Here is a 22317-nt window from a genome sequence, read left to right on the forward strand (position 1 = left end):
AAAAGCCGCTCCTAAACCCCGGTAGTACTGGGTTTCTCAGCGCCGCCGCGATTCGTTCATGAATGTGAAAATACAGGCATTCACCTCACTCTGACCACCAATCTCAGAAAACTCCAGCGAGTGGGCTGCCTGGTTGATGGCCCACTGGCATCAAGCTCGGCGGCGACATCAGCACGCCGATCAAATGCGGCGCCTTGCCCGAATGCTTGCAGCTCGGCTTGCAGTTGGCGCAGCGGCTCCTGTCCCGCCAGCGGCCAGGTATCCACAGGCAGCACTTGCTCCTGGTCGCCGATGTCGGGATCCGCAGCCCTTCGTCGTCCACGCCCAGATATTCGACCCGCCAGCATCTGGACCTTCTTGGCTTTCAGGGTGGAGCGATGGATCCAGCCGGTCGTCTTGCCCAGGCGCGCGCCGGGCTTGCCGGCGGAGCGCTGCAGGCAACCAGACCTGTCTGGTCCGCGCTGAGCTGCAGCTTGGCAAGTGCACCGGGGCCTTGAAGTCCGGACGCACACCCCATTCGTGCATCCAGCGCGGCGTGTCCACGCTGGGCGAGGGTGCGTCCTCGACGAGGAACTCGGCCACGTCGAAACCGATGCCGCCGGCGCCGATCAGCGCGACTCTTCGCCACGCGCACGCGCCCGGTCAGTGACCCTGTGGGTAGAGCCTCGGCGTGATCGGCACCGGGAACTGCACCTTGCGCAGCAGTACCGATCGCTCACCGATTCAGTCGAAACCGCCCTGCGCCAGTTCCGGCGCCGACACGCGCCGGCCCAGTTGCTGCTCGACGCCATGCAGATCGCAGTTGTTCGCCGAAGTAGCGCAAGGTCTCGTCGAGTCCTTGCCGGGAATGCGCTTACCAGGTTGAACTCGCCACCCGATCTCGGCCGCGCCATCGAACAGGGTGACGCGGTGACCGCGTTCGGCCGCGACCGTGGCGGCTCCGGCGGGGCCGGCACCGACGACGGCGATCTCCGCGGTGTCGCCGTCCGGCGTGAATTCGACCTGGGTTAGCCGCGCAGGCGCGTCGATTCGCCAGGCAGCTCGCCGTGCGGTTGGTGAAGGTGTGGTCCAGGCAGGCCTGATTGCAGGCGATGCAGGTATTCATGCGTTCGCTGCGGCCTTCGCGCGCCTTCGCGACCCAGCGGGGATCCGCCAGAAGGGGGCGCGCCATCGACACCATGCTCAAGCTGGCCGCCGAGCAGGATGCGTTCGGCCACCTCCGGCATGTTGATGCGATTGGTCGCGACCAGTGGAATGTGCACGTGCGGTTTCAGTTTTGCCGTCACGCCGGCGAAGGCGGCCCGCGGTACCGAGGTGGCGATGGTCGGCACGCGTGCCTCGTGCCAGCCGATGCCGGTACTGATGATGGTCGCCCCGGCCGGCTCGATCGCCTTCGCCTGCATCACGATTTCGTCCCAGTCCGATCCGCCGAACGGCTGAAGACATGGACAGGCGATGAGGTGGATGAAATCCAGCCGGCGGGCTTCGCGGATGCGGCGGACGATTTCGACCGCGAAGCGCGTGCGTTTTCCGGCGTGCCGCCCCAGGCGTCTTCGCGCGTATTGGTGCGCACGCTGGGGAACTGGTTGATCGGATCAGCCTTGCAGCCCATGGCTGGACGCCGTCGTAACCAACATCAGCGGGCGGGGCGCCGATGAACGGAGGGCGCGGGATCTGACGCTGCACGCCGCGCGCGCTCAACCCGCGCAGCTAATGGGTTAATCAGCGGATCCAGGACGATGGCAGCCTCATGAAGAGGGTATGCCGTAGCGGCGGGCGTGGATCTGCAGGCAGATGCAGCTGCCGGCGTCGTGCACGGCCTTCGTCACATTCGGTGCTTGTGGATTTCCCAGGGCCAGTTTCGCTTGGCGATGAATGGTTTCCGCCAGCCCACCAGATTGGCGGAGAAACGCCGCCGGTGACCATCCGGTCCGACACCAGCCTCGGCGCGCTCGCGGAAATAGGCGGCGAGCTTGGGAAAGTCGCGGCTGCGATCCTCCAGGCCGGTATGCATCGAACCCATCAGCACGCGATTGGGCAGGGTGCAGAAACCGAGGTCCAAGGGGGCGAACAGATGGGGGTAGGCGGAGGCGGTCATCCGGATACGCAGGCGTAGGGCAGGGCGGAACGATGCCCGGAATGCGTCGTGATACAAGCCGAGTTGCGCGCCGGGGCCAAGGCGCGGAAACCGCCGGGCCCGACGTTAATCTGGCAAAATATCGCGCTTTCGCCACCGTCCGAGACTGCCATGAGCCAGCACGACATCCGTTCCGCCAAGCGCCCCGATCCCGACCAGGCCATGGTGGATATCGCCAACTACGTGGTCGACTACTACGTCGGCTCGCCCGAGGCCTATACGACGGCCCGCTACATGCTGCTCGATTCCCTCGGCTGCTCGATGCTGGCGATGAAGCACCCCGAATGCGTCAAGCACCTGGGCCCGCTGGTTCCCGGTGCGACCCTGGCCGGTGGCGCCCGCGTCCCGGGCACTCCGTTCGAGCTCGACCCCGTGCAGGCCGCCTACAACATCGGCGTCCAGGTGCGTTGGCTGGACTTCAACGACACCTGGCTGGCGGCGGAGTGGGGCCATCCCTCGGACAACCTCGGCGCCATCCTGGCCGTGGCCGATTACATGAGCCGCAAGGCCGAGCGCGAAGGCGGCAAGCCCGTGCTGGTGCGCGATGTGCTCGCCGCCGCCATCAAGGCGCATGAGATCCAGGGCAGCTATGCCTTGCAGAACAGCTTCAATCGCGTCGGCCTCGACCATGTCATCCTGGTTCGCCTTGCTTCCACTGCCGTCACTACCCACATGCTGGGCGGCGGCAAGGAAGAGATCATCAATGCCGTCAGCCACAGCTGGATCGACGGCGGTGCATTGCGCACCTATCGCCACGCCCCGAACGCCGGCCCGCGCAAGAGCTGGGCGGCGGGCGACGCCTGCCGTCGCGCGGTGACGCATGCCTTGAACGCGGTGAAGGGTTGCGTCGGCTATCCGAGCGCGCTGACCGCGAAGACCTGGGGCTTCTACGACGTCCTGTTCAAGGGCAAGGCCTTCGAATTCGAGCGCCCGTTCGGCAGCTACGTGATGGAGAACGTCCTGTTCAAGATCAGCTTCCCGGCCGAGTTCCACGCCCAGACGGCGGTGGAATGCGCCATGCAGCTGCACTCGCAGGTCGCCGGCAGGATCGACCAGATCGAACGCATCGAGCTGGAAACGCAGGAAGCGGGCGTGCGCATCATCGACAAGACCGGCCCCCTGGCCAACTACGCCGACCGCGATCACTGCCTGCAGTACATGGTGGCCGTGCCGTTGATCTTCGGCCGCCTGACCGCCGACGATTACACCGATGCCGTGGCCGCCGATCCGCGTATCGATGCCGTGCGTTCCAAGATGACGGTGAAGGAGAACCCGCAGTTCACGGCCGACTATTTCGACCCCGAAAAGCGTTACATCGGCAATTCGATCCAGGTCTTCTTCAAGGACGGCAGCAGCACCGACAAGGTTTCGATCGACTACCCGATCGGTCATCGGAACCGCCGCGGCGAAGGCATCCCGGTCCTGCTGGACAAGTTCGAAGCGGCCCTGGGCGGTCATCTGCCGGCCCGCCGGGTCCAGCAGATCCTGGCCCTGACCCAGGACACGTCCCGCTTCGAATCGACCCCCGTCCACCGCTTCCTGGACCTGTTCGCGGTCTAAGGGCCAATCTTGGCACCGGGGAGGCGATTTGTTATGTTGGCGTTAACGCCCGGTGGGATATCTAGGACGTTGACGGCGACCGGTCAGGCTTCGAGCCGACCGGCGCCGCAAGACCAATTTCTCTAGTGCAATGGAGTTGAACATCATGAAGAAGAAGCTTCTGTGTTGCGCCCTGCTCGGCGCCCTCGGCATGGCCCAGGCTGCGTCGGCCCAGGACTACGACGATCGTTGGTATGTGACCGGCGGTGGCGGCATCAAGTACACCGATCGCGATCGCGAGACCAGCGACGATCCGATGTTTGCTCTCGGTTTCGGCAAGTTCATCAACCAGAACGTCTCGCTCGATGTCCAGCTGGACTGGAGCAAGCACGACAACGGCGCCTTCATCAGCAATGGCCCGCCGCTGTTCGACGGCGACCCGGCCGATTGGACGATGACCGGCCTGACCGTGGTCGGCCGCTACCATTTCTGGCGTAGCGAAAACCGCAACTGGTGGCCCTACTTGGCCGCTGGCGTGGGCGTGCAGCACCACGACGAAAGCCTTTACAACTTCGTCAACCAGGACGAGACCAACTTCCTCGCTTCGCTCGGTACCGGCGTGCAGATGCAGTTCAGCAACTGGAGCGCCCGCGCTGAAGTCGGCCTGCGCTACGACGCGGACGACAACAGCTTTGCCGCCCCCGGCGACGACTATTTCGTCGATGGCTACGCGATGATCCAGGCGATGATGCCGATCGGTTCGCGCGCCGAGCCGACCCCGACTCCGACGCCGGCTCCGGAAAAGACCTGCGCCGATCTCGATGACGACGGCGACGGCGTCAACAACTGCAATGATCGCTGCCCGGGTTCCGCTGCCGGTCAGGCCATCGGTCCGGACGGTTGCCCGGTTCCGCTGACCATCGACCTGCGCGGCGTGAACTTCGACTTCGACAAGGACACGCTGCGTCCCGACGCGATCGCGATCCTCGACGAGGCGGTGTCGATCCTGAACAAGTATCCGGAACTGCGCGTTGAAGTCGCCGGCCACACCGACGAGTGCGGCGCCGATGGCTACAACGAAGGCCTGTCCGGTCGTCGTGCCCGCGTGGTGTACGACTACCTGACCGGTCACGGCGTGAATGCCGGTCGTCTGTCCGGTCCGAACGGCTACGGCGAAAACCGTCCGCTCGAGCAGCTGGGCGATGCGTTCCCGGCGTGCAAGAGCGAGAAGAACCGTCGCACCGAGCTGAACGTTCAGAACTGATCGTCTGTTCCAGCGTTGATCTGCGAAGCCCGGCTCCGGCCGGGCTTCGTTTTTTGTTGCCTCGTCTCGTCCGCGCCGGCTATCCTGCCCCCGGACTCCAGGAGACGGCGCCCGTGAAACCGCTATCGATGATCTTCTGCCTCGGCCTGTGCGCCACCGGCTTGCCCGTCGCCGCACAGACATGCAGTGGCGCGGCTCCGCCGGACTTGAGCGGCATTTCGGTGGCGGCTCCGGAGATGCTGCAGGCGCCGGCCACGGCGGTCGAATGTGCGCTCACCGCACAGTTCGTCATCGAGCGCGCACGCCGTCAGGCGGCGATGCCAACGCCGGCCCCCGTACAGGGCAGCGCCGGCGTTGATCCGAACACCTACGTGCCGAAAACCCAGTTCGACAATACGCCCTGGCGTTTCGACATGAACCAGAACGGCAAGCGCATGACGGCCGAAGAGTTCGATGCCTGGATGAAGGCGAAGGGCATCCGCGTCGCCAAGGGCAAGCCCGCGGATGCAGCGCCGGCGGCGACTGCGCCCGCCCCGGCGCAGAACGCGCAAGGCAACTGAGCGTCGACGCAATGCGCGTGTCGGGCCAGGCCCGACGCGCCTCGACTCAAGTCTTCGCGAAGCGATAGTGCGCGACCAGCCATTCGCGCCCACCGTCGTAACCGAATAGCTCGGCGCAAGCCATCCAGAACATCCGCCAGCGCTGGTGCCAGCGTTGCGCATCGGCATCGCCGTAGGCTTCGCGCAACACGGCGAGGACCTCGTCGCGATGCCGGTCCTGGTTCGCCAGCCAATGGTCAGCTGTGCGCTGGTAATGCGTTCCCGGAAGCAACCAGCGTTGTTGCAGCGGCAGATGGGTCTGGGCATCGACCAAGGTATCGGCCGAGGGCATCAGGCCGCCGGTGAAGAAGTGCCGGCCCATCCAGTTGTCCTCGCCTTCGGTTTCGAAGGGATACATCAACTGGCGGTGGCAGAAGATGTGCGCGAAGAGCATGCCGCCTGGTTCGAGCCAACCGCGGATGCGGCCGAACAGACTGTCGTAGTTGCGCATGTGCTCGAACATCTCGATCGAAACGCAACGATCGAATTGCCCTTCCGCCAGTTGCAAGCGATTCACGTCGCAGGTCACGACCCGCACGTGCATCCAGCCGCGCTTGCGGCACTGCGCCTCGATGTGTTCGCGCTGGCCGTTCGAATTCGAAACCGCCGTGATGCGTGCGTTGGGATAGCGCTCGGCCATCCACAAGGTCAGCGAACCCCAACCGCAGCCGAGCTCCAGTATCTGCTGGCCATCGGATAACTGTGCCCGCTCGCCGTACAGCGCGAGCATCGCTTCTTCCGCCTCGTCCAGCGTTTCGCGGCCGGTGGGGTAGTAGCAACTCGAATACTTCAGGCGCCGGCCAAGGCAGAGCTGGAAGAAACGCGTCGGAACTTCGTAGTGCTGTTCGTTCGCCGCCGCCGTTTCGATGGCGATCGGACTTTCGCCCAGCCGGGCGAGCAACTCGCGATAGCGACGTTGAGCCAGCGCCGCGTCCCGTGCGCCTTCGTCCTTCAGCCGTTGTGCGCAGAGGCGTCGGATGCCGTAGCGGGTGAGGGCGTCCGGGACCAGCCCGCGTTCGCAAAGATCGATCATTGCCATGGAGACTCCGTCGGATTCATGCCGCTTTCGGTGGCCAAGGGAAGAACGCGCTGACTTCCCGCTGGTACCGGCGATAGTCGTCGCCGCGCGAGCGCAACGATTGCGCTTCGGTCCAGGGAATGCCGCTCACGCGATACAGGAAGGCGAACATCAACGCCGGCCCAATCAGGCTCCACCAGAAATAGGGGCTGCCGATGGCTAGCAATACATAGGCGAACCAGTGCAGCCACTCGAAGAAGTAGTTCGGATGCCGCGACCAGGCCCACAGGCCCGTTCGGCAGGTCTTGCCGCGATGGGATGGATCGGCACGGAATGCGGACAGCTGGCGATCGGCGAGGACCTCGCCTCCGATCGAGAGCAGCCACACGCCCACGGCAGCCACGGTCGCCAGGTTCCAGCGACCGGATGGATTGCCGGCCGCAGCAAGAAAGGGAATCGCGAACAGAGCGACCACTGCGGCCTGCATCTGGAAAAAGGCGAAGAACCTCCATGCGCTGTCGGCCCAGGCGGCGCGTAGCGCCTGATAGCGTCCATCTTCGCTTTCGTGCAACACGCGACGAAGCAAGTGCAGGCAGAGTCGCGTGCCCCACACGCCGCCGAACAATGCCACGAGGCCGCGCGGCAGGTCGGCGCCGAGGCCGAAAGCGCCGGCAAACAGGGCGGCCGCTGCCATCAATCCCGCCCAGAAGACATCGACGTAGCCGATGTTGTTCACCCGACGGCATAGCCACCAGGCGAAAACCATCGTCAAGGAAGCCAGGCCCCAGGTCGACAGAATCGCGGTCGTCATGTTCATGCCGGCTGTCCTGTGCGTTGCGGAGGCGAAGAAGCGTGCCGCAGCAAACCGAATAGCATCGGCAACAGTAGGGCCCAGGCGACCGCGATGAGAGCCAACGCATGGCTGCGGGGCGCGATGAACTCGACGGCTCCCAGGCGCTCCGCGGCGAGATAGGACAGCGGTCCGCAGACGCCGCCCAGCAACGCGGCCAAGCCGACGAGCCGCTGCAGGAACTTGAGCGAATGATTGAGGCTGAAAGCGAATGCCAGCCACAGCGAACCAATCCAGGCCGGCGCCAGGCCCGCTTCATCGCCTCCGGCGTAACGCAGCCAGCCCGACATCGAGAAAGCGCTGTCGAGGCATACGCCAATGGGCAGCGTCAGCAACATCGCGGCGGCGTCCTCCCGGGCCTTGCCACCGAACGCGAACATGCCTAGCGCGAAAAGCAGCGCTGCTGCCGGACCGGGCCAGGCCGATCCGCGCGTCGAACCGACGACGCAGCAGATCCAGACCAACTGGAAGCCGACGGCATTGGCGGCCTTAGCCCACATTCGCTTCGATTCCGCTGCCGGGGACGAACTGTTCGCGGCGATTTCCGCCACGGGCCAGCAGCAGCTGGACGTCGCTGATCGACCGTTCGAGAAATCCGCCCTCGCAGTAGCACAGGTAGAACTCCCACATGCGGATGAAGCGGTCGTCGTATCCGAGCTGGCGTACCTGCTCGATGTTGGCGAAGAAACGCTGGCGCCAGTGCCGCAGCGTCGTCGCGTAGCTCGGTCCGAAGTCTTCCAGGTTCAGCAGGCGCAGACGCCCGGCGCGTGCCGCAGCGCCGGCCAGCGCCGTCACGCAAGGGATGAAACTGCCCGGGAAGACGTGCCGCTTGATGAAGTCCACCGAGTGCAGGGCCATTTCGTAGCGATCGTCCTCGATGGTGATCGCCTGGATCAGGGCGAGCCCTTCGGGCTTGAGCAGGGCGGAGCAGCGCTCGAAGTAGGTGTCGAGGTATTGATGGCCGATCGCCTCGACCATCTCGATCGAAACGAGCTTGTCGTATTCGCCGCGAAGGTCGCGATAGTCCTGCAGCAGGATCGTCACGCGATCGGAAAGGCCAGCGGCAGCGATGCGCTCGCTCGCCAGCGCGTGCTGCTCGCGGGAGATCGTCGTCGTCGTCACGCGGCAGCCGTAGCGGTGGGCCGCATGCAGTGCCATGCCGCCCCAGCCCGTTCCGATTTCCAGCAGGTGATCGGACGGTCGCAGGTCGAGCTTTTCGCAGATGCGGTCGAGCTTGCGCCGCGATGCGCTCTCCAGCGACTCGTCGGCATGGGCGAAGATGGCCGACGAATACATCAGGTTCTCGTCGAGGAACAGGCGGAAGAGTTGGTTGCCGAGATCGTAGTGCGCCGCGATGTTCCGGCGGCTGCCGTCGCGCGTATTGCGGCGCAGCGCATGCGCGGCCTTCATCGCCCAGGCGCCCAATCGCGCCAGGCCGCCTTCCACGCCATCGAGCAACTCGCGGTTGCGTACCATCAGCTGGACCAGACCGACCAGATCGTCGCAATGCCAGTCGCCCTGCATGTAGGACTCGCCGGCGCCGACCGAACCGTTCGCTGCAGCCTGCCGGTAGAAGGCCGGACTCCGCACATCCAGTACGACGTTCACCGGCGCATTGCCGTCGGCCCGGCCGAGCAGACGCTCGCCGAGCGCATCGCGCACCAGCATCGTGCCGCCCCGCAGCTCGTCCAGGCGTGCGAACAGTCGCGTGCGCAGGAAACGGTCCATGCCTCCGAAAGAAGAGACGCCTGCCTCTCGATCATCCATGAATTCTGCGGGGCTGCTCATCGTGGGCTCCGGGCGGGGGCGTGTCGCATGGTCTTCGGGTGGGGATGGAAAGGCAGGCCTTTCAGCCAGAGGCGTGCAGCCTGCCAATAGATGCCGATCGCGACTTTCGCCGTGAGCAAGGGATAGCGGATCAGGCATGAAGCCAGTGTGTTCGCGCTCCATGGGCGGCGCTCGAGCGCCAGCGTCGCGTCGAACTCGCGCGCTCCGTCGGCCAGCACCTCCATGTGCACGCGCAAGCCGTCGCCCGGGTCGTGGAACACCCAGTGGTATTGGCGTTGCATCGGCAGGAACGGCGAAACGTGGAACTCCTTCGCGAAACGCCAGTGCATCGCGCGGCCGTGGCGCTCCGCGTTCTCGACGCGAAGCAGGTAGGCATGCCGTTCGCCCCAGGGCGTGTTGGTGATCTCGGCGAGGATCCATTCCAGGGTCTCGCCATCGTCGGCGAAGCCATAGTAGAAACTCACCGGATTCATCGTCACGCCGAAGTAGCGACCGTGCGTCAGGAGACGGATCGGTCCGGTCGGGCGCCGTCCCGATTCGGCCGCCACATGGCGTCGCACGGCCTCGTCGAGTGCAAGCCCGGGGTCGCCGAAATAGTCGCGTCGCCGGAACTGCGCCAGGTTCGGGCGGTCCAGCGACCAGAACCAGCGATCCTCGAACAGGCGATCGAGCTCCTGCAGGTCGAGATAGAGCTGGAACATTCGATAGCGGAAGGCGTGGCCACGCGGAAGATTGCGGCGATGCCGTACCCAGCCTTCGTAGACCGCGCTGCGCAGCATGACGGCGCTCACCATGACACTCCCAATCCGCGCGCGACGTCGACCGCGCTGCGGAAGCCATCTTCGTGGAAGCCGAAACCCCAATAGGCACCGGCGTACCAGAGACGGTCCACGCCGTTGATTTCCGCCCGGCGCGCCTGTGCCGCGACGCTGGCGTGGGTATAGACAGGATGCTGGTAGCGCATGCGCGCCAGGATCTTGTCCACGGCGATGTCGTTCGTGCGGTTCAGCGTGACGACGAAGGGCTCGGGCGAGTCGAAGGACTGCAGCAGGTTCATGCAATAGCTGACCGTGCAGGCGGCGCCGGGATCCGCGGGGACATGCGCGTTCCAGGCGGCCCACGCCCTGCGCCGCGTCGGCAGCAGGCGCGCATCGGTATGCAGAACCGTTTCGTTCTCCTGGTATGGAATCGCGCCGAGGATTTCGCGCTCGGCCGCGGTCGGTTGTTCCAGCATGGCCAGAGCCTGGTCGCTGTGGCAGGCCAGCACGACTTGGTCGAAGCGCTCCTCGCCCTGCATCGTGCAGACGACGATGCCATCGGCTTCCCGTCGCACGCGGCGCACGCCTTGCGACAGACGGACTTCCACCGGCCAGCTTCGCCTCATGGCGTCGACGTAGCTCGACGATCCGCCCCGTACCACGCGCCATGGCGGCCGTTCGCCGGCATCGAGCATGCGGTGGTTGGCCATGAAGCGCACGAGGTACTTCGCGGGAAACGCAAGGATGGATTGCGCCGGCGACGACCAGAGCGCCGATGCCATCGGCACCAGATGATCTTCCACGAACATTGGAGAGTAGGCATTGCGTTCGAGGTATTCGCTCAGGGTGGGGCCGTCGCCGGTCTCTTCGAGTAGCGCGGGGCATTCGCGGTAGAAGCGGAGGATCTCGCGCACCATGCGCAGGAAGCGCGGCGAGAACAGGTTGCCGGGCTGGCAGAACAGGCCGGCGAGGCTGCTGGCGTTGTACTCGAGCCCGTTGCGTTCGTCCTGCACCGCGAAACCCATCGCCGTGTCTTGCGAGGCGACGCCGAGTTCGTCGAACAAGCGCGTGAGCAACGGATAGTTCGTCGGGTTGTGCACGATGAAGCCGCTGTCGACGCTGTACTCGCGGCCATCGCGCGCGAACTTGTGCGTGTGCGTATGACCGCCCAGGCGTCCGTCCTTCTCGAACAGGACCACGTCATGCTGGCGCGACAGCAACCAGGCCGATCCGAGGCCGGCGATGCCGCTGCCGATCACGGCGATCCTCATGACGGCTCCCGGCGCGCATTGAGCAGCGTCGGTGGCACGGGCCTCAGGTCCCAAACCAGGCCGAGCGAACACATCAGCCTCAATCCGTAGTAGGTCAGGTCGATCTCCCACCAGCGGAAACCCTGCCTGGCCGATCCGGGGAAATGGTGGTGGTTGTTGTGCCAGCCTTCGCCGAACGTCAGCAGGGCCAGCAGCCAGTTGTTGCGGCTGTCGTCCCGCGTGGCGTAACGACGCGAGCCCCAGCGGTGCGCCAGCGAGTTGATCGTGACGGTTGCGTGGAAGAGCGCCACGGTCGACACGAAAAACCCCCAGACCAGCAGTTGCGGGCCATCGGTGCCCAGCGATGGCGCATGCGCCTGCAGCGAATCGCCGAGCAGGTACAGAGATGCGGCCAATGCGATCGGCACCAGGATGTCGAAGCGGTCGAGCCAGCGAAGTTCCGGGAAGTCGAGCAAGTCCGGCAAGGCTTCCAGGCGCGTGCGGAAAGCGGCTGGCGTCAGGAACCAACCCATATGGCTGCGGAAGAATCCGTGTCGCGGGGAGTGTAGGTCCTGCTCGGTATCGGCGTGGCGATGATGGTGGCGATGATGCGCGGCCCACCAAAGGGGGCCGCGCTGTACGCAGGCGGCCCCGAGCATGGCGAACAGGAACTGCGTCGTGCGCGACGTGCGGAACGCCTTGTGGGAGAAGTAGCGATGGTAGAAGCCGGTGATGGCGAACATGCGCATGCCGTACAGCGCGAACGCCATGGTCAGCGCGAACCAGGACGCGCCGACCCAGAAGACCGCCAGACAGGCCAGATGCAGCCCGATGAACGGAACGACGCGAAGCCAATCGATGTCGTGGGCAGCGACGGGATCGGCATCGGGCGCACGGGAGGTATCGAACCAACGCACCAGGCTTGCCAGCACCGATGTGCCCGAACGGGCCCGGGTCGTTTCGATCGAAGGTTCCATGCGATGCGATTCTGGTCAGGCGGCGGTGATGGGCGGGTGAATCGCCCGATGCGTGGTGGTCTTCTGCATTACGCTGCGGCATGCTTGCCGGATGCAGAAGAAGCCGCTCACCGCTGCGGACAAGGCGACGAGGCACGGCGTGGCGCGCGTGTTGTCGAAACTCGGCCATGCGTCCCGCACGCAGGCCGCCGCCTGGGTGCGCGAAGGGCGCGTGAAAGTGAACGGTCGCGTCGTGCGCGATCCGGAGTTCCCGGTGCGCATGCATGTCGACGATGTCGCCGTGCAGGGACTGGAAGCGAACGTGCAGCGTCGTTACCTGATGCTCAACAAGCCGCGAGGACTGGTCACCACGGTGGCCGACGAACAGGGACGCGACACCGTCTATCGCTGCTTCGACGGCGCGGACCTGCCATGGATCGCACCGGTGGGGCGGCTCGACAAGGCGAGCGAAGGGCTACTGCTTTTCAGTAACGATCCTGCCTGGGCCGCCGCCATCACCGATCCCGATCGCGGTCCGGGCAAAACCTATCATGTGCAGGTCGACCGCATTCCCGACGCCGCGCAGCTCGCGGCGTTGCAGGCCGGCGTCGTCGATGACGGCGAACGACTACGCGCCTCGTCGGCCTCGCTGCTGCGCGCCGGCGAAAAGAACGCCTGGCTCGAAATCATGCTGGACGAAGGCCGCAATCGGCAGATCCGTCGCCTGCTGGCGGCGTTCGATATCGCGGTGCTGCGCCTGGTGCGCGTGGCCATCGGCCCGCTCGCCTTGGGCGAGCTGGCGAAGGGCCAGTGGCGGGATCTGAGCGTCGAAGAAGTCGGCGCCCTGCAGCAATGACTCCGGCTGGGCCGCGGATCAGGCTTTCAGCACGCCCAGTTCCCGGCCGACTTTGATGAACGCGGCGATGGCACGATCGAGATGTTCTCGCGTATGCGCCGCGCTCATCTGCGTGCGGATGCGCGCCTGGCCCTTGGGCACGACCGGGAAGAAGAAACCGATCGCGTAGATGCCTTCTTCGAGCAGCCTGGCGGCGAAACGCTGCGCCAGCGGCGCGTCGTAAAGCATGACCGGGCAGATCGGATGCACGCCGGGCTTGATGTCGAAACCGGCCGCCGTCATGCGCTCGCGGAAGTAGCGCGTGTTGTCCGCGAGACGTTCCCGCAGGTCGCCGGCCTGCGCCAGCATGTCGAACACCTTGATGCCGGCCGCAACGACATGCGGCGGCAGCGAGTTCGAGAAAAGATAGGGGCGCGAGCGTTGGCGCAGCATCTCGATTGCGTCGCGGCGGCCGGTGGTGAAGCCGCCGAGCGCACCGCCGAGCGCCTTGCCCAGCGTACCGGTGAAGATATCGATACGGTCCATGACGCCTTTCACCTCGGCGCTGCCGCGGCCGGTCGCGCCGAGGAAGCCGGTGGCATGGCATTCGTCGATATGCACGAGTGCGCCGTACTTCCTGGCCAGGGCGGTCACTTCGTCGAGCGGCGCGATGAATCCGTCCATCGAGAACACGCCATCGCTGGTGATCATGATGTCGCGTACGCCATCGGCGCGCGCCTGCTGCAACTGTTTTTCGAGATCGGCCATGTCGCAGTTGGCGTAGCGATAGCGCTTGGCCTTGCACAGGCGCACGCCATCGATGATCGAGGCATGGTTCAGCGCATCCGAGATGATCGCGTCCTCTTCGCCCAGCAGCGGTTCGAACAGGCCGCCGTTGGCGTCGAAGCAGGCCGCGTACAGGATGCTGTCCTCGGTGCCGAAGAATTCGGCGATCTTCGCCTCCAGTTCCTTGTGCAGGTCTTGCGTGCCGCAGATGAAGCGCACCGACGCCATGCCGAAGCCATGCGTATCCAGCGCATCCTTCGCGGCCCCGATGACGTCGGGATGGTCGGCCAGGCCGAGGTAGTTGTTGGCGCAGAAGTTCAGGACGCGGCGACCATCGGCCAGCTCGATCTCCGCCGATTGCGGCGACGTGATGATCCGTTCGGCCTTGAACAGGCCCTGTTCGCGGATGGCATCGAGTTCCTGGCTGAAGCGAGAAGTCATGGGAGTGGCCGGCGGGAGGAAAGGCGTGATTATCCGGCATCCGGCGGTTACGGCTGTTGGTAGCGCTGAATCCATACGCGTGCGTATCGCAAAGAACGATAAAACTGTGTTAAAAAAGTTCAATGCCCCCGGAGAGGGGCGGACCACGCAGGGCAGGGAAACAGCCCGTTCGACGCGTCCTGCCACCCAATGAATCCACAGGAGCTGCACCGATGAAACTGAAGAAATTGTCCCTTGCCCTGAGTCTTGCCCTGCTCGCTTCCCCGATGCTGGCTTGGGCGCAGGACGAGCCTGCGGCCGGCGACGAAGCCGCAGCGGCCGAAGAAGAGTCCTCGAACCTGAGCTGGAACCTGTCGCTGACCTCGGACTACGTGTTCCGCGGCGTGACCCAGAACGATTTCCAGCCTGCGCTGCAGGGCGGGCTCGACTACGCCTTCGGCGACACCGGCCTGTACGTCGGCGTCTGGGCTTCCAACGTGGACTTCGCCGATCCCGACGGTCCCGACATGGAGTTCGATACCTACATCGGCTGGAACCACGACTTCAACGACGACTGGAACCTCGACCTGTCGCTGGTGCGTTACAACTACATCGGCGAACGCGATGCCTACGGCAGCATCGATTACAACGAAATCATCGGCAAGCTGACCTATTCCGAGATGCTGACGCTCACCATCGGTTACGCCAACGACTACTCCAACGCCGACTATTCGTCGTTGTACTACGGCCTGACCGGCGCCTGGGACGTCGGCAACGACTTCAGCATCAACGCCGGCGTCGGCCATTCCGATTTCAGCGACGGCGTCGACGGCTACACGGACTACAACATCGGCGTCAGCCGCCAGTTCGGCCCGGTCAACGCCGCGCTGAATTTCTACGACACCGACATCGACGGCCCGCGCGTCTCGGACCGCGTCGTGCTGAGCTTCACGATCGAAGGCTGATCACCGCTTCGGTTGAAACGCAACGGGGCGCCGCAAGGCGCCCCATTTTTTCGTGCGACGCGGAAGGAAGCCGTTCCGCTACCAGGAGCAAACGACCTTGCCGCAGTTGCCGGCGTCCATCAGGTCGAAACCCTTCTGGAAATCGTCGATATGCACCTGGTGCGTGAGCACCTTCTGCAGCGGAAAGCCGCTGAGCACCATCTGCGTCATCTTGTACCAGGTCTCGTACATGCGCCGGCCGTAGATGCCGTGCAGCGTCAATCCCTTGAAGATGACCTTGTCCCAATCGATGCCGGCGCCCTTGGGCAGGATGCCGAGCAGGGCGATCTTGCCGCCGTGGTACATGCAGTCGAGCATGTCGTTGAAGGCCGCCTGGTTGCCGCTCATTTCCAGGCCTACGTCGAAGCCCTCCATGTGCAGGTCGGCGACGACGTCCTTCAACGACTGCTTCGCCACGTTCACCACGCGCGTGGCGCCCATGTCGGCGGCGAGCTTCAGGCGGTAGTCGTTGACGTCGGTGACGACGACGTTGCGCGCGCCGATGTGCTTGCAGATGCCGGCGGCGATGATGCCGATCGGGCCGGCGCCGGTGATCAGCACGTCTTCGCCGATGACGTCGAATTCCAACGCGCAGTGCGCGGCGTTGCCGTAGGGGTCGAAGAATGCCGCCAGCTCGCTCGGGATCTGGTCGGGAATCGGCCAGAGATTGGAGGCGGGCATCGCGATGTATTCCGCGAAGGCACCGGGACGATTCACGCCGATGCCGACCGTGTTCGGGCACAGGTGCTGGCGACCGGCGCGGCAATTGCGGCAGTGGCCGCAGACGATATGGCCTTCGGCGGAAACGCGGTCGCCGACCTTGTAGCCGGTGACGCCCGTGCCGAGTTCGACGATGCGGCCGACGAATTCGTGGCCGATCACCAGGCCGGGCTTGATGACCCGCTGCGACCATTCGTCCCATTTGTAGATGTGCAGGTCGGTGCCGCAGATCGCGGTTTTCTCGAGCTTGATCAGCACTTCGTTCGGGCCGGGCACCGGCACCGGCACCTGTTCCATCCAGATGCCTTTTTCCGGATTGCGCTTGACCAGCGCCTTCATCATCGCGGCCATGGGAGTCCTCGAGAGCTGGAATTCGAAGCCGCAATTATAGCGCCGGCCCCGAGCCTGTCCGTCCTGCCCGACCGGCTCATTTCACGCCATGCATGCCGCGATTGAGCCAAGGCAGGCAGAGGGCGGCGAGGATCGCGCATCCAAGTCCGCCCAGGGTCAGCTTCAGGAAATAATCGCCGTACGTGGCCGCTGCACTGGCCCAGGCCGCACTGTGTTCGGCGATGGCGCCGGGGTCGTCGATCGATGCGAGGGTGCCGAGCTTGGCCGCCAGCAGTTCGGAGAACGCAGTTGCCAGGAACCACGTGCCCATCATCAGGCTGGCCACGCGCGCCACGGACAATTGCGTCACGGCGGACAGCCCGACCGGATAGAGGCAGATTTCCCCGACTTGCAGGACCGCATAAGCCAACACCAGCCACCAGACGCTGGCCCAGGTGCCGGAGTCGCCTGCCGCCTGTGCGGCCAGGTACAGCGGGAGGAAGGACAATGCGCCGAACAATAGTCCGATCACGCTCTTGAACGGTTTGCCCGGGTTCCGTCCGCGGCGACCCAGCCAACCCCAAAGCCACGAGAACACGGGCGCCAGCGACAGGATGAAAACCCCCGAGATGAAAGTGAGGGAACCCGCCGTCTGCGGTTGCAACACGACCATGCCGATAATCATGAGCAGGTTCACGGCGGCGGCCAGCAGGAAAATCGCCGTCGGTGCCTTCGAACCGGGGCTGCGTTCGCGCCAGAGGCAGCTCAGGATGAAAGCGGCCGGCAACAGCAGCGTCGAAGCCACGAAGTAGGACAGCGGAAGCCCTTCGCGCAGAACCAGCGAGGGGAAAAAATCCTTGGTCAGCAGGCGATCGGTGAATACCACCCATGAGCCGTAGGTCTGTTCGTACAGCGTGTAGAACACCAGCGCGATGAAGATCAGCGCCATCAGCGTGATCATCTGGCCGCGTTCGCGCTTGTCGCAATCGCGCAGCACGAAGCGTGCGAACCATGACAGCACCACGGCCAGCACGATCAACATCAACAGTTGCGCCAGCGTCAGGTCGACGCCGATGTCGAGGCTGAATCGGTCGCTTCCCGTCGCCCACATCAATGCGGCTACCGGCGCGAGGCCGAGCAGCGCGCCCAGGTAGATGGCCCATTCGCGCGGCATGCCCATGACGCGCTCGCGCAGGAGCTCCGGTCGCGGCGGTTCGGCCGCGCCGTTGAGGTACTTCTGGCCCCATAGGAACATCGCCAGGCCGGCAAGCATGCCGATGCCGGCCGCGCCGAAACCGTATTTCCAGCCATAGGTCTCGCCCAGGACACCGCAGACCAGCGAGGCAAGCATGGCGCCGAGATTGATGCCGGCGTAGAACAGCGAGAAACCGGAGTCGCGGCGCGGATCGTCTTCGGCGTAGAGCTTGCCGACGATCACGGAGATGTTCGGCTTGAGGAAGCCCACGCCCATGATGATCAGCGCCAACGAACAATAGAACACCCAAAGGGCGGTATCGTCGCGCACCACCGCATCGCCGACCCGTCGCGCCTGCTCGCCTTCGAAGGCCATGCCGAGATGGCCCAGCACCAGCAGCACGCCGCCGAACACCACCGCCTTGCGCATGCCCAGCCAACGATCGGCGACGAGGCCGCCCAGCACCGGCAGGCAGTAGACCAGTCCACCGTATGCGCCCAGCAGGTTCAATCCGCCGGTGTCGCTGAACAAGTGGTATTTCGTAAGATACAGCAACAGCAGCGCCTTCATCCCATAGAAGGAGAAGCGCTCCCACATCTCGGTGAAGAAGCAGACATAGACGCCCCTGGGGTGTCCGAGGAACTCGTCGTCGCGGCTGTCCGCCGCGGGCATGGCTTCTGCGACAGGGGTCACGTTCGGAGTCCGGCTGGGGCGTTCGTTTGAGTATAGCCGCCGGCTCGTGCCACCATCGCCGGGTTTCCAGGTCCCGGAGTTCCCGATGAATCCTGCGTCGCCCCCGCAACTCACTTTCCGCGCCGTGCTGCTGGCGATGGTGTTGGCGGTCATCCTGTCCGCCGCGAACGCCTACCTCGGCCTGTTCGCCGGCCTCACGATCGCGACCGCCATTCCCGCCGCTGTCGTTTCGATGGGCGTGCTGCGCCTGCTCGGCGGCGGCACGATCCTCGAGAACAACATCGTGCAGACCGGCGCGTCGGCCGGCTCATCGATCGCCGCAGGCGTGATCTTCACGATCCCTGCGCTGATCATCCTGGGCTATTGGGACGACTTCAAATATTCCTGGGTACTGGCCATCGCCGGTCTCGGTGGCCTGCTCGGCGTATTGTTCTCGGTGCCGTTGCGCCGTTCGATGATCGTCGAGGATCCGCTGCCCTTCCCGGAAGGCAAGGCGGCCGCCGAAGTATTGAAAGCCGGCGAGAATCCCGGTCCGGGCCTGAAGATCCTCGGCATCTCCGCCGGTATCGGTGCCTTGGTCAAGCTTGCTGCGGAAAGCGGCTTCCGCATGATTCCGGACAATGCGGCCGGTGCCGGTTTCTTCGGCAAGTACCTGGGCTACATGGGCACGGGCCTGTCGCCGGCGCTGCTTGGCGTCGGTTACATCGTCGGCCTGAACATCGGCATCGTCGTGGTCTCGGGCAGCATCCTCGCCTACAACATCGCCATTCCGTTCTACCACGCGTTCCTGGCGAGCGGCGATCCGGAAATGGCGGCGCAGCTGGCCGGCAAGACCGCGGCGGAAGCGGCCGCGATCATCCGCGGCGAGAGGATCCGTTATCTCGGCGTCGGTGCGATGCTGATCGGCGGCGTATGGACCTTGTGGTCGCTGCGCAATTCGCTGCTGTCCGGCGTGAAGAGCGGCATCGCCGCCGCCCGCAAGGGTTCCGATGCGAACGTCGCGGAAACCGAACGCGACCTGCCGATGAAGTGGATGCTGGTCGCGTTGGTGCTGTTCACCTTGCCGCTGCTGGGCCTGTACCAGGCCATCGTCAACAATTGGGGCGTCAGCGTGCCGATGACGGTCATCATGATCGTGGCCGGCTTCCTGTTCGTCTCGGTGTCGGCGTATCTCGCCGGCCTCGTGGGCTCGTCGAACAACCCGGTGTCGGGCATCACGATCGCGACGATCCTGTTCGCCTCGGTAGTGCTGATGTTCCTGCTCGGCAGCGATTCCAAGATCGGCGCGGTCGCGGCCATCATGATCGGTGCCGTGGTCTGCTGCGCCGCTGCCGTTGGTGGCGACAACCTGCAGGACCTGAAGGCCGGTTACCTCGTCGGTGCGACGCCCTGGAAACAGCAGTTGATGCTCGGCATCGGCGCATTCTCCTGCGCCCTTATCATGGCGCCGGTACTGAACCTGCTGGCGCAGGCCTACGGCATCGGCGACCCGACCCGCCCAGGCTCGTTGCAGGCACCGCAGGCGACCTTGATGGCTTCCGTCGCGAAGGGCATGTTCGGCGGCAAGTTGCCCTGGGACATGATCGGCGCCGGCGCGGTGATCGGTGCGATCGTCATCGCCTTCGACAACTGGCTGAAGTCGCGCGGCTCTTCCTTCCGCGTTCCGGTACTGGCTGCGGCCATCGGCATCTACCTGCCGCTGGAGTTGATGGTGCCGATCTTCCTCGGCGGTCTGCTCGCGTATTTCGTCGAACGTCGCCACGGCATCGTCGGCACGCACGACGAAGCGATGCGCGATCGCGTGCATCGTCCGGGAGTGCTGTTCGCCGCAGGCCTGATCACCGGCGAGGCCCTGATGGGCATCGCCATCGCCATTCCGATCGTCGTCACCGAGCGCGCCGATGTGCTGGCGCTGCCGGAGCAGTTCCATTTCGGACAGATCGTCGGCCTGATCGTGCTGGCCTTCGTCGGCTGGCTGATCTATCGCACCGGCGCCAAGTCCGCCGGCCAGCAGTAAACGCGACAACCCGTCGCGCCGGTACCACGCCGGCGCGACGCATCTTTCACTTTTTTTCGCCGAGACTCGCATGAATCTTCGTCACGCTTTCCTGCCCGTGCTGATGGCCGCGTTGTTGCCGGCCGGCGCGCAGGCCGCCCGTCCGCTGGAAGTTCGCGACATGGCGGCACTCGACCGTGTTTCCAGCCCGGTGCTGTCGCCCGACGGTCGCCTCGTCGTCTTCGCCGTGCGCCAGACCGATCTCGACGCCAACAAGAGCCGCACGGGCTTGTGGATCGAGAACCTGGTCGCGCGCGACGCGGCGCCGCCGGTGCGCTTCACGGCCGAGGGCATGAGCGTCAACAGTCCGGCATTTTCGCCGGACGGCAAGACGGTGTATTTCCTGTCCGCCAAATCCGGATCGATGCAGCTGTGGTCGCAGGCCGTCGCCGGCGGCGATGCCGTGCAGCTGTCGAACTACACGATGGATGTCGGCGGCTACAAGCTCTCGCCCGATGGCAAGTCCATCGCACTCGCCTTCGAAGTGTTCAACGACTGCGACACGCTCGACTGCAGCAAGAAGCGCGTCGACGAGGCGGCCGCACGCAAGGCCCGTGGCGTCGTGTTCGACAAGGCCTTCATCCGGCATTGGGACACCTGGGCCGATGGCCGGCGCAACCAGTTGTTCGTCGCCTCGTTCGGTGCCGACGGCAAGCTGGGTGGCGAACCGGTGAAGCTCAGCCGGGGCATCGATGGCGATATCCCGTCCAAGCCCTTCGGCGACGTCGACGAGTTCGCCTGGTCGCCGGACGGTAAATCCATCGCCTTCAGCGTTCGCATCGCCGGCAAGACCGAGCCCTGGTCGACTAACTTCGACATCTTCCTTGCACCTGTCGAAGGCGATGCGGCACCGAAGAACCTGACCGCCGCGAACCCCGCCTGGGATGCCGGTCCGGTGTTCAGCGCCGATGGCAAGACCTTGTTCTATCGCGCAATGAAGCGTCCCGGTTTCGAGGCGGATCGTTTCGCGCTGATGTCGCTCGACCTGGGCAGCGGCGCCAGCCGCGAGCTCGATCCGCTGTGGGACGCATCGGCCGACAACATCAAGCTCTCGGCCGATGGCAAGCGCATCTACACGACGGCGCAGGAACTCGGGCAGCACCCGCTGTTCTCCTTCGATATCGCCGCCGGGCAGGCGACGCGCGTGGCGGGCGATGGTTCGATCGCGACGTTCGATCTCGTCGGCGACACCCTGGTCTTCGTGCGCAACAGCCTCAAGTCGCCGGGCGATCTGTTCGCTTCGCGCGCCGACGGCAGCGCCGCGCGCCAGGTCAGCGTCAACAACGTGGAGAAGTTCAAGGACATCGCCTTCGGCCAGTACGAGCAGTTCAACTTCATCGGCTGGAACGGCGAGACCGTGCATGGTTATGTCGTGAAGCCGTGGAACTACCAGGCCGGCAAGAAGTATCCGGTCGCGTTCCTGATCCATGGCGGCCCGCAGGGCAGCTTCGGCAACGGCTGGAGCTTCCGCTGGAATCCGCAGACCTATGCAGGCCAGGGTTTCGCCGTGGTGATGATCGACTTCCACGGATCCACCGGTTACGGCCAGGCCTTCACCGATGCGATTTCGCAGCATTGGGGCGATCGACCGCTCGAAGACCTGCAGAAGGGTTGGGCGGCGGCGCAGAAGAAGTACGCCTTCCTCGACGGCAACAGGGCCTGCGCGCTCGGCGCCAGCTATGGCGGCTTCATGGTGAACTGGATCGCCAGCCAGTGGCCCGATGCTTGGAAGTGCCTGGTCAGCCATGACGGCATCTTCGACAACCGCATGATGGGCTACAGCACCGAAGAGATGTGGTTCACCGAATGGGAAAACGGCGGCACGGTGTTCGACAAGCCGGAGAGCTACGAACGCTTCAATCCGGTCCTGCACGCCGACAAGTTCAAGGTGCCGATGCTGGTCGTGCACGGCCAGCTCGATTACCGCATTCCGGTCGAGCAGGGCATCGCCTTGTTCGGGGCGCTGCAGCGCAAGGGCGTCGAGAGCCAGTTCCTGTACTTCCCGAACGAGAACCACTGGGTGCTCAATCCGCAGAACAGCGTGTTGTGGCACGACACGGTCAATGCCTGGATCAAGCGCTGGACCGCCGAATAGGCCAGCGAGCCCGCTAGATCAGCG

20 protein-coding genes are annotated in these 22317 nt (G+C 64.8%); 8 read left to right on the forward strand and 12 right to left on the reverse strand.

Annotation, left to right across the window (positions count from 1 at the left end; genetic code table 11):
- The first annotated feature begins 645 nt into the window (after positions 1-645).
- A complete protein-coding gene (locus QM707_RS03700) occupies positions 646-1011 on the forward strand; it encodes a hypothetical protein (RefSeq protein WP_415000521.1) in 366 nt (121 codons plus the stop codon).
- On the opposite strand, the gene QM707_RS03705 is transcribed toward QM707_RS03700, so the two are convergent.
- Both QM707_RS03705 and QM707_RS03710 read right to left on the reverse strand, forming a co-directional pair.
- Positions 1008-1547, reverse strand: a complete 540-nt coding sequence (locus QM707_RS03705) for a hypothetical protein (RefSeq protein WP_415000644.1) — start codon at positions 1545-1547, stop codon at positions 1008-1010. The two genes, QM707_RS03700 and QM707_RS03705, sit on opposite strands and share 4 nt — an antisense overlap.
- A 278-nt stretch (positions 1548-1825) precedes the next feature.
- Positions 1826-2098: a hypothetical protein gene (locus QM707_RS03710; RefSeq protein ID WP_415000522.1), complete on the reverse strand. Its 273-nt coding sequence runs from the start codon at positions 2096-2098 to the stop codon at positions 1826-1828.
- 150 nt (positions 2099-2248) lie between these two features.
- On the opposite strand from QM707_RS03710, the gene QM707_RS03715 reads away from it, so the two are divergent.
- The 3 genes from QM707_RS03715 to QM707_RS03725 all read left to right on the forward strand — a co-directional run bounded on the left by QM707_RS03715 (position 2249) and on the right by QM707_RS03725 (position 5500).
- The gene (locus tag QM707_RS03715) at positions 2249-3697 is read left to right on the forward strand and encodes a bifunctional 2-methylcitrate dehydratase/aconitate hydratase (protein WP_415000523.1); all 1449 of its coding nucleotides are present in this window, start codon (positions 2249-2251) and stop codon (positions 3695-3697) included.
- Positions 3698-3842: 145 nt separating this feature from the next.
- Positions 3843-4940 carry an OmpA family protein gene (locus QM707_RS03720; protein ID WP_415000524.1) on the forward strand — a complete coding sequence of 366 codons (1098 nt, stop codon included), beginning with the start codon at positions 3843-3845 and terminating at the stop codon, positions 4938-4940.
- A gap of 113 nt (positions 4941-5053) precedes the next feature.
- Positions 5054-5500 (forward strand): hypothetical protein, encoded by a 447-nt coding sequence (locus QM707_RS03725; RefSeq protein ID WP_415000525.1) that lies wholly within the window; start codon positions 5054-5056, stop codon positions 5498-5500.
- 46 nt (positions 5501-5546) lie between these two features.
- On the opposite strand, the gene QM707_RS03730 is transcribed toward QM707_RS03725, so the two are convergent.
- From QM707_RS03730 to QM707_RS03760, 7 genes are read right to left on the reverse strand one after another with little or no spacing between them, the layout of a single operon-like run.
- Positions 5547-6578 (reverse strand): SAM-dependent methyltransferase, encoded by a 1032-nt coding sequence (locus QM707_RS03730; RefSeq protein ID WP_415000526.1) that lies wholly within the window; start codon positions 6576-6578, stop codon positions 5547-5549.
- 16 nt (positions 6579-6594) lie between these two features.
- The gene (locus tag QM707_RS03735) at positions 6595-7353 is read right to left on the reverse strand and encodes a DUF1295 domain-containing protein (protein WP_415000645.1); all 759 of its coding nucleotides are present in this window, start codon (positions 7351-7353) and stop codon (positions 6595-6597) included.
- A gap of 17 nt (positions 7354-7370) precedes the next feature.
- Positions 7371-7907 carry a DUF2878 domain-containing protein gene (locus QM707_RS03740; protein ID WP_415000527.1) on the reverse strand — a complete coding sequence of 179 codons (537 nt, stop codon included), beginning with the start codon at positions 7905-7907 and terminating at the stop codon, positions 7371-7373.
- Complete coding sequence (locus QM707_RS03745) at positions 7897-9174, reverse strand: class I SAM-dependent methyltransferase (RefSeq protein ID WP_415000646.1); 1278 nt, start codon at positions 9172-9174, stop codon at positions 7897-7899. The genes QM707_RS03740 and QM707_RS03745 overlap by 11 nt, the downstream gene beginning before the upstream one ends.
- A gap of 17 nt (positions 9175-9191) precedes the next feature.
- Entirely contained in the window at positions 9192-9989 is a 798-nt protein-coding gene (locus QM707_RS03750; protein WP_415000528.1) for a DUF1365 domain-containing protein, read from the reverse strand.
- Entirely contained in the window at positions 9983-11224 is a 1242-nt protein-coding gene (locus tag QM707_RS03755; protein WP_415000529.1) for an NAD(P)/FAD-dependent oxidoreductase, read from the reverse strand. Before QM707_RS03755 ends, QM707_RS03750 begins: the two co-directional genes overlap by 7 nt.
- The gene (locus QM707_RS03760; RefSeq protein WP_415000530.1) at positions 11221-12180 is read right to left on the reverse strand and encodes an acyl-CoA desaturase; all 960 of its coding nucleotides are present in this window, start codon (positions 12178-12180) and stop codon (positions 11221-11223) included. The genes QM707_RS03755 and QM707_RS03760 overlap by 4 nt, the downstream gene beginning before the upstream one ends.
- A 91-nt stretch (positions 12181-12271) precedes the next feature.
- Here QM707_RS03760 and QM707_RS03765 point away from each other — a divergent pair, with 91 nt between their 5' ends.
- Complete coding sequence (locus QM707_RS03765) at positions 12272-13015, forward strand: pseudouridine synthase (protein WP_415000531.1); 744 nt, start codon at positions 12272-12274, stop codon at positions 13013-13015.
- Between the two features lie 18 nt (positions 13016-13033).
- Here QM707_RS03765 and kbl read toward each other — a convergent pair whose 3' ends face one another.
- Positions 13034-14296: a glycine C-acetyltransferase gene (kbl, locus tag QM707_RS03770; RefSeq protein WP_415000532.1), complete on the reverse strand. Its 1263-nt coding sequence runs from the start codon at positions 14294-14296 to the stop codon at positions 13034-13036.
- 137 nt (positions 14297-14433) lie between these two features.
- Here kbl and QM707_RS03775 point away from each other — a divergent pair, with 137 nt between their 5' ends.
- Positions 14434-15165, forward strand: a complete 732-nt coding sequence (locus QM707_RS03775) for a TorF family putative porin (protein WP_415000533.1) — start codon at positions 14434-14436, stop codon at positions 15163-15165.
- A gap of 78 nt (positions 15166-15243) precedes the next feature.
- Here QM707_RS03775 and tdh read toward each other — a convergent pair whose 3' ends face one another.
- Together tdh and QM707_RS03785 are read right to left on the reverse strand one after the other, a co-directional pair.
- The gene (tdh, locus tag QM707_RS03780) at positions 15244-16263 is read right to left on the reverse strand and encodes an L-threonine 3-dehydrogenase (RefSeq protein ID WP_415000647.1); all 1020 of its coding nucleotides are present in this window, start codon (positions 16261-16263) and stop codon (positions 15244-15246) included.
- 88 nt (positions 16264-16351) lie between these two features.
- Positions 16352-18121 (reverse strand): peptide MFS transporter, encoded by a 1770-nt coding sequence (locus QM707_RS03785; RefSeq protein ID WP_415000648.1) that lies wholly within the window; start codon positions 18119-18121, stop codon positions 16352-16354.
- A gap of 106 nt (positions 18122-18227) precedes the next feature.
- On the opposite strand from QM707_RS03785, the gene QM707_RS03790 reads away from it, so the two are divergent.
- A complete protein-coding gene (locus QM707_RS03790; protein WP_415000534.1) occupies positions 18228-20159 on the forward strand; it encodes an OPT family oligopeptide transporter in 1932 nt (643 codons plus the stop codon).
- Between the two features lie 70 nt (positions 20160-20229).
- Positions 20230-22293 carry a prolyl oligopeptidase family serine peptidase gene (locus tag QM707_RS03795; RefSeq protein ID WP_415000535.1) on the forward strand — a complete coding sequence of 688 codons (2064 nt, stop codon included), beginning with the start codon at positions 20230-20232 and terminating at the stop codon, positions 22291-22293.
- Positions 22294-22317: the final 24 nt, after the last annotated feature.

This window comes from Arenimonas sp., assembly GCF_047602345.1.
Classification (GTDB): Bacteria; Pseudomonadota; Gammaproteobacteria; order Xanthomonadales; family Xanthomonadaceae; genus Arenimonas.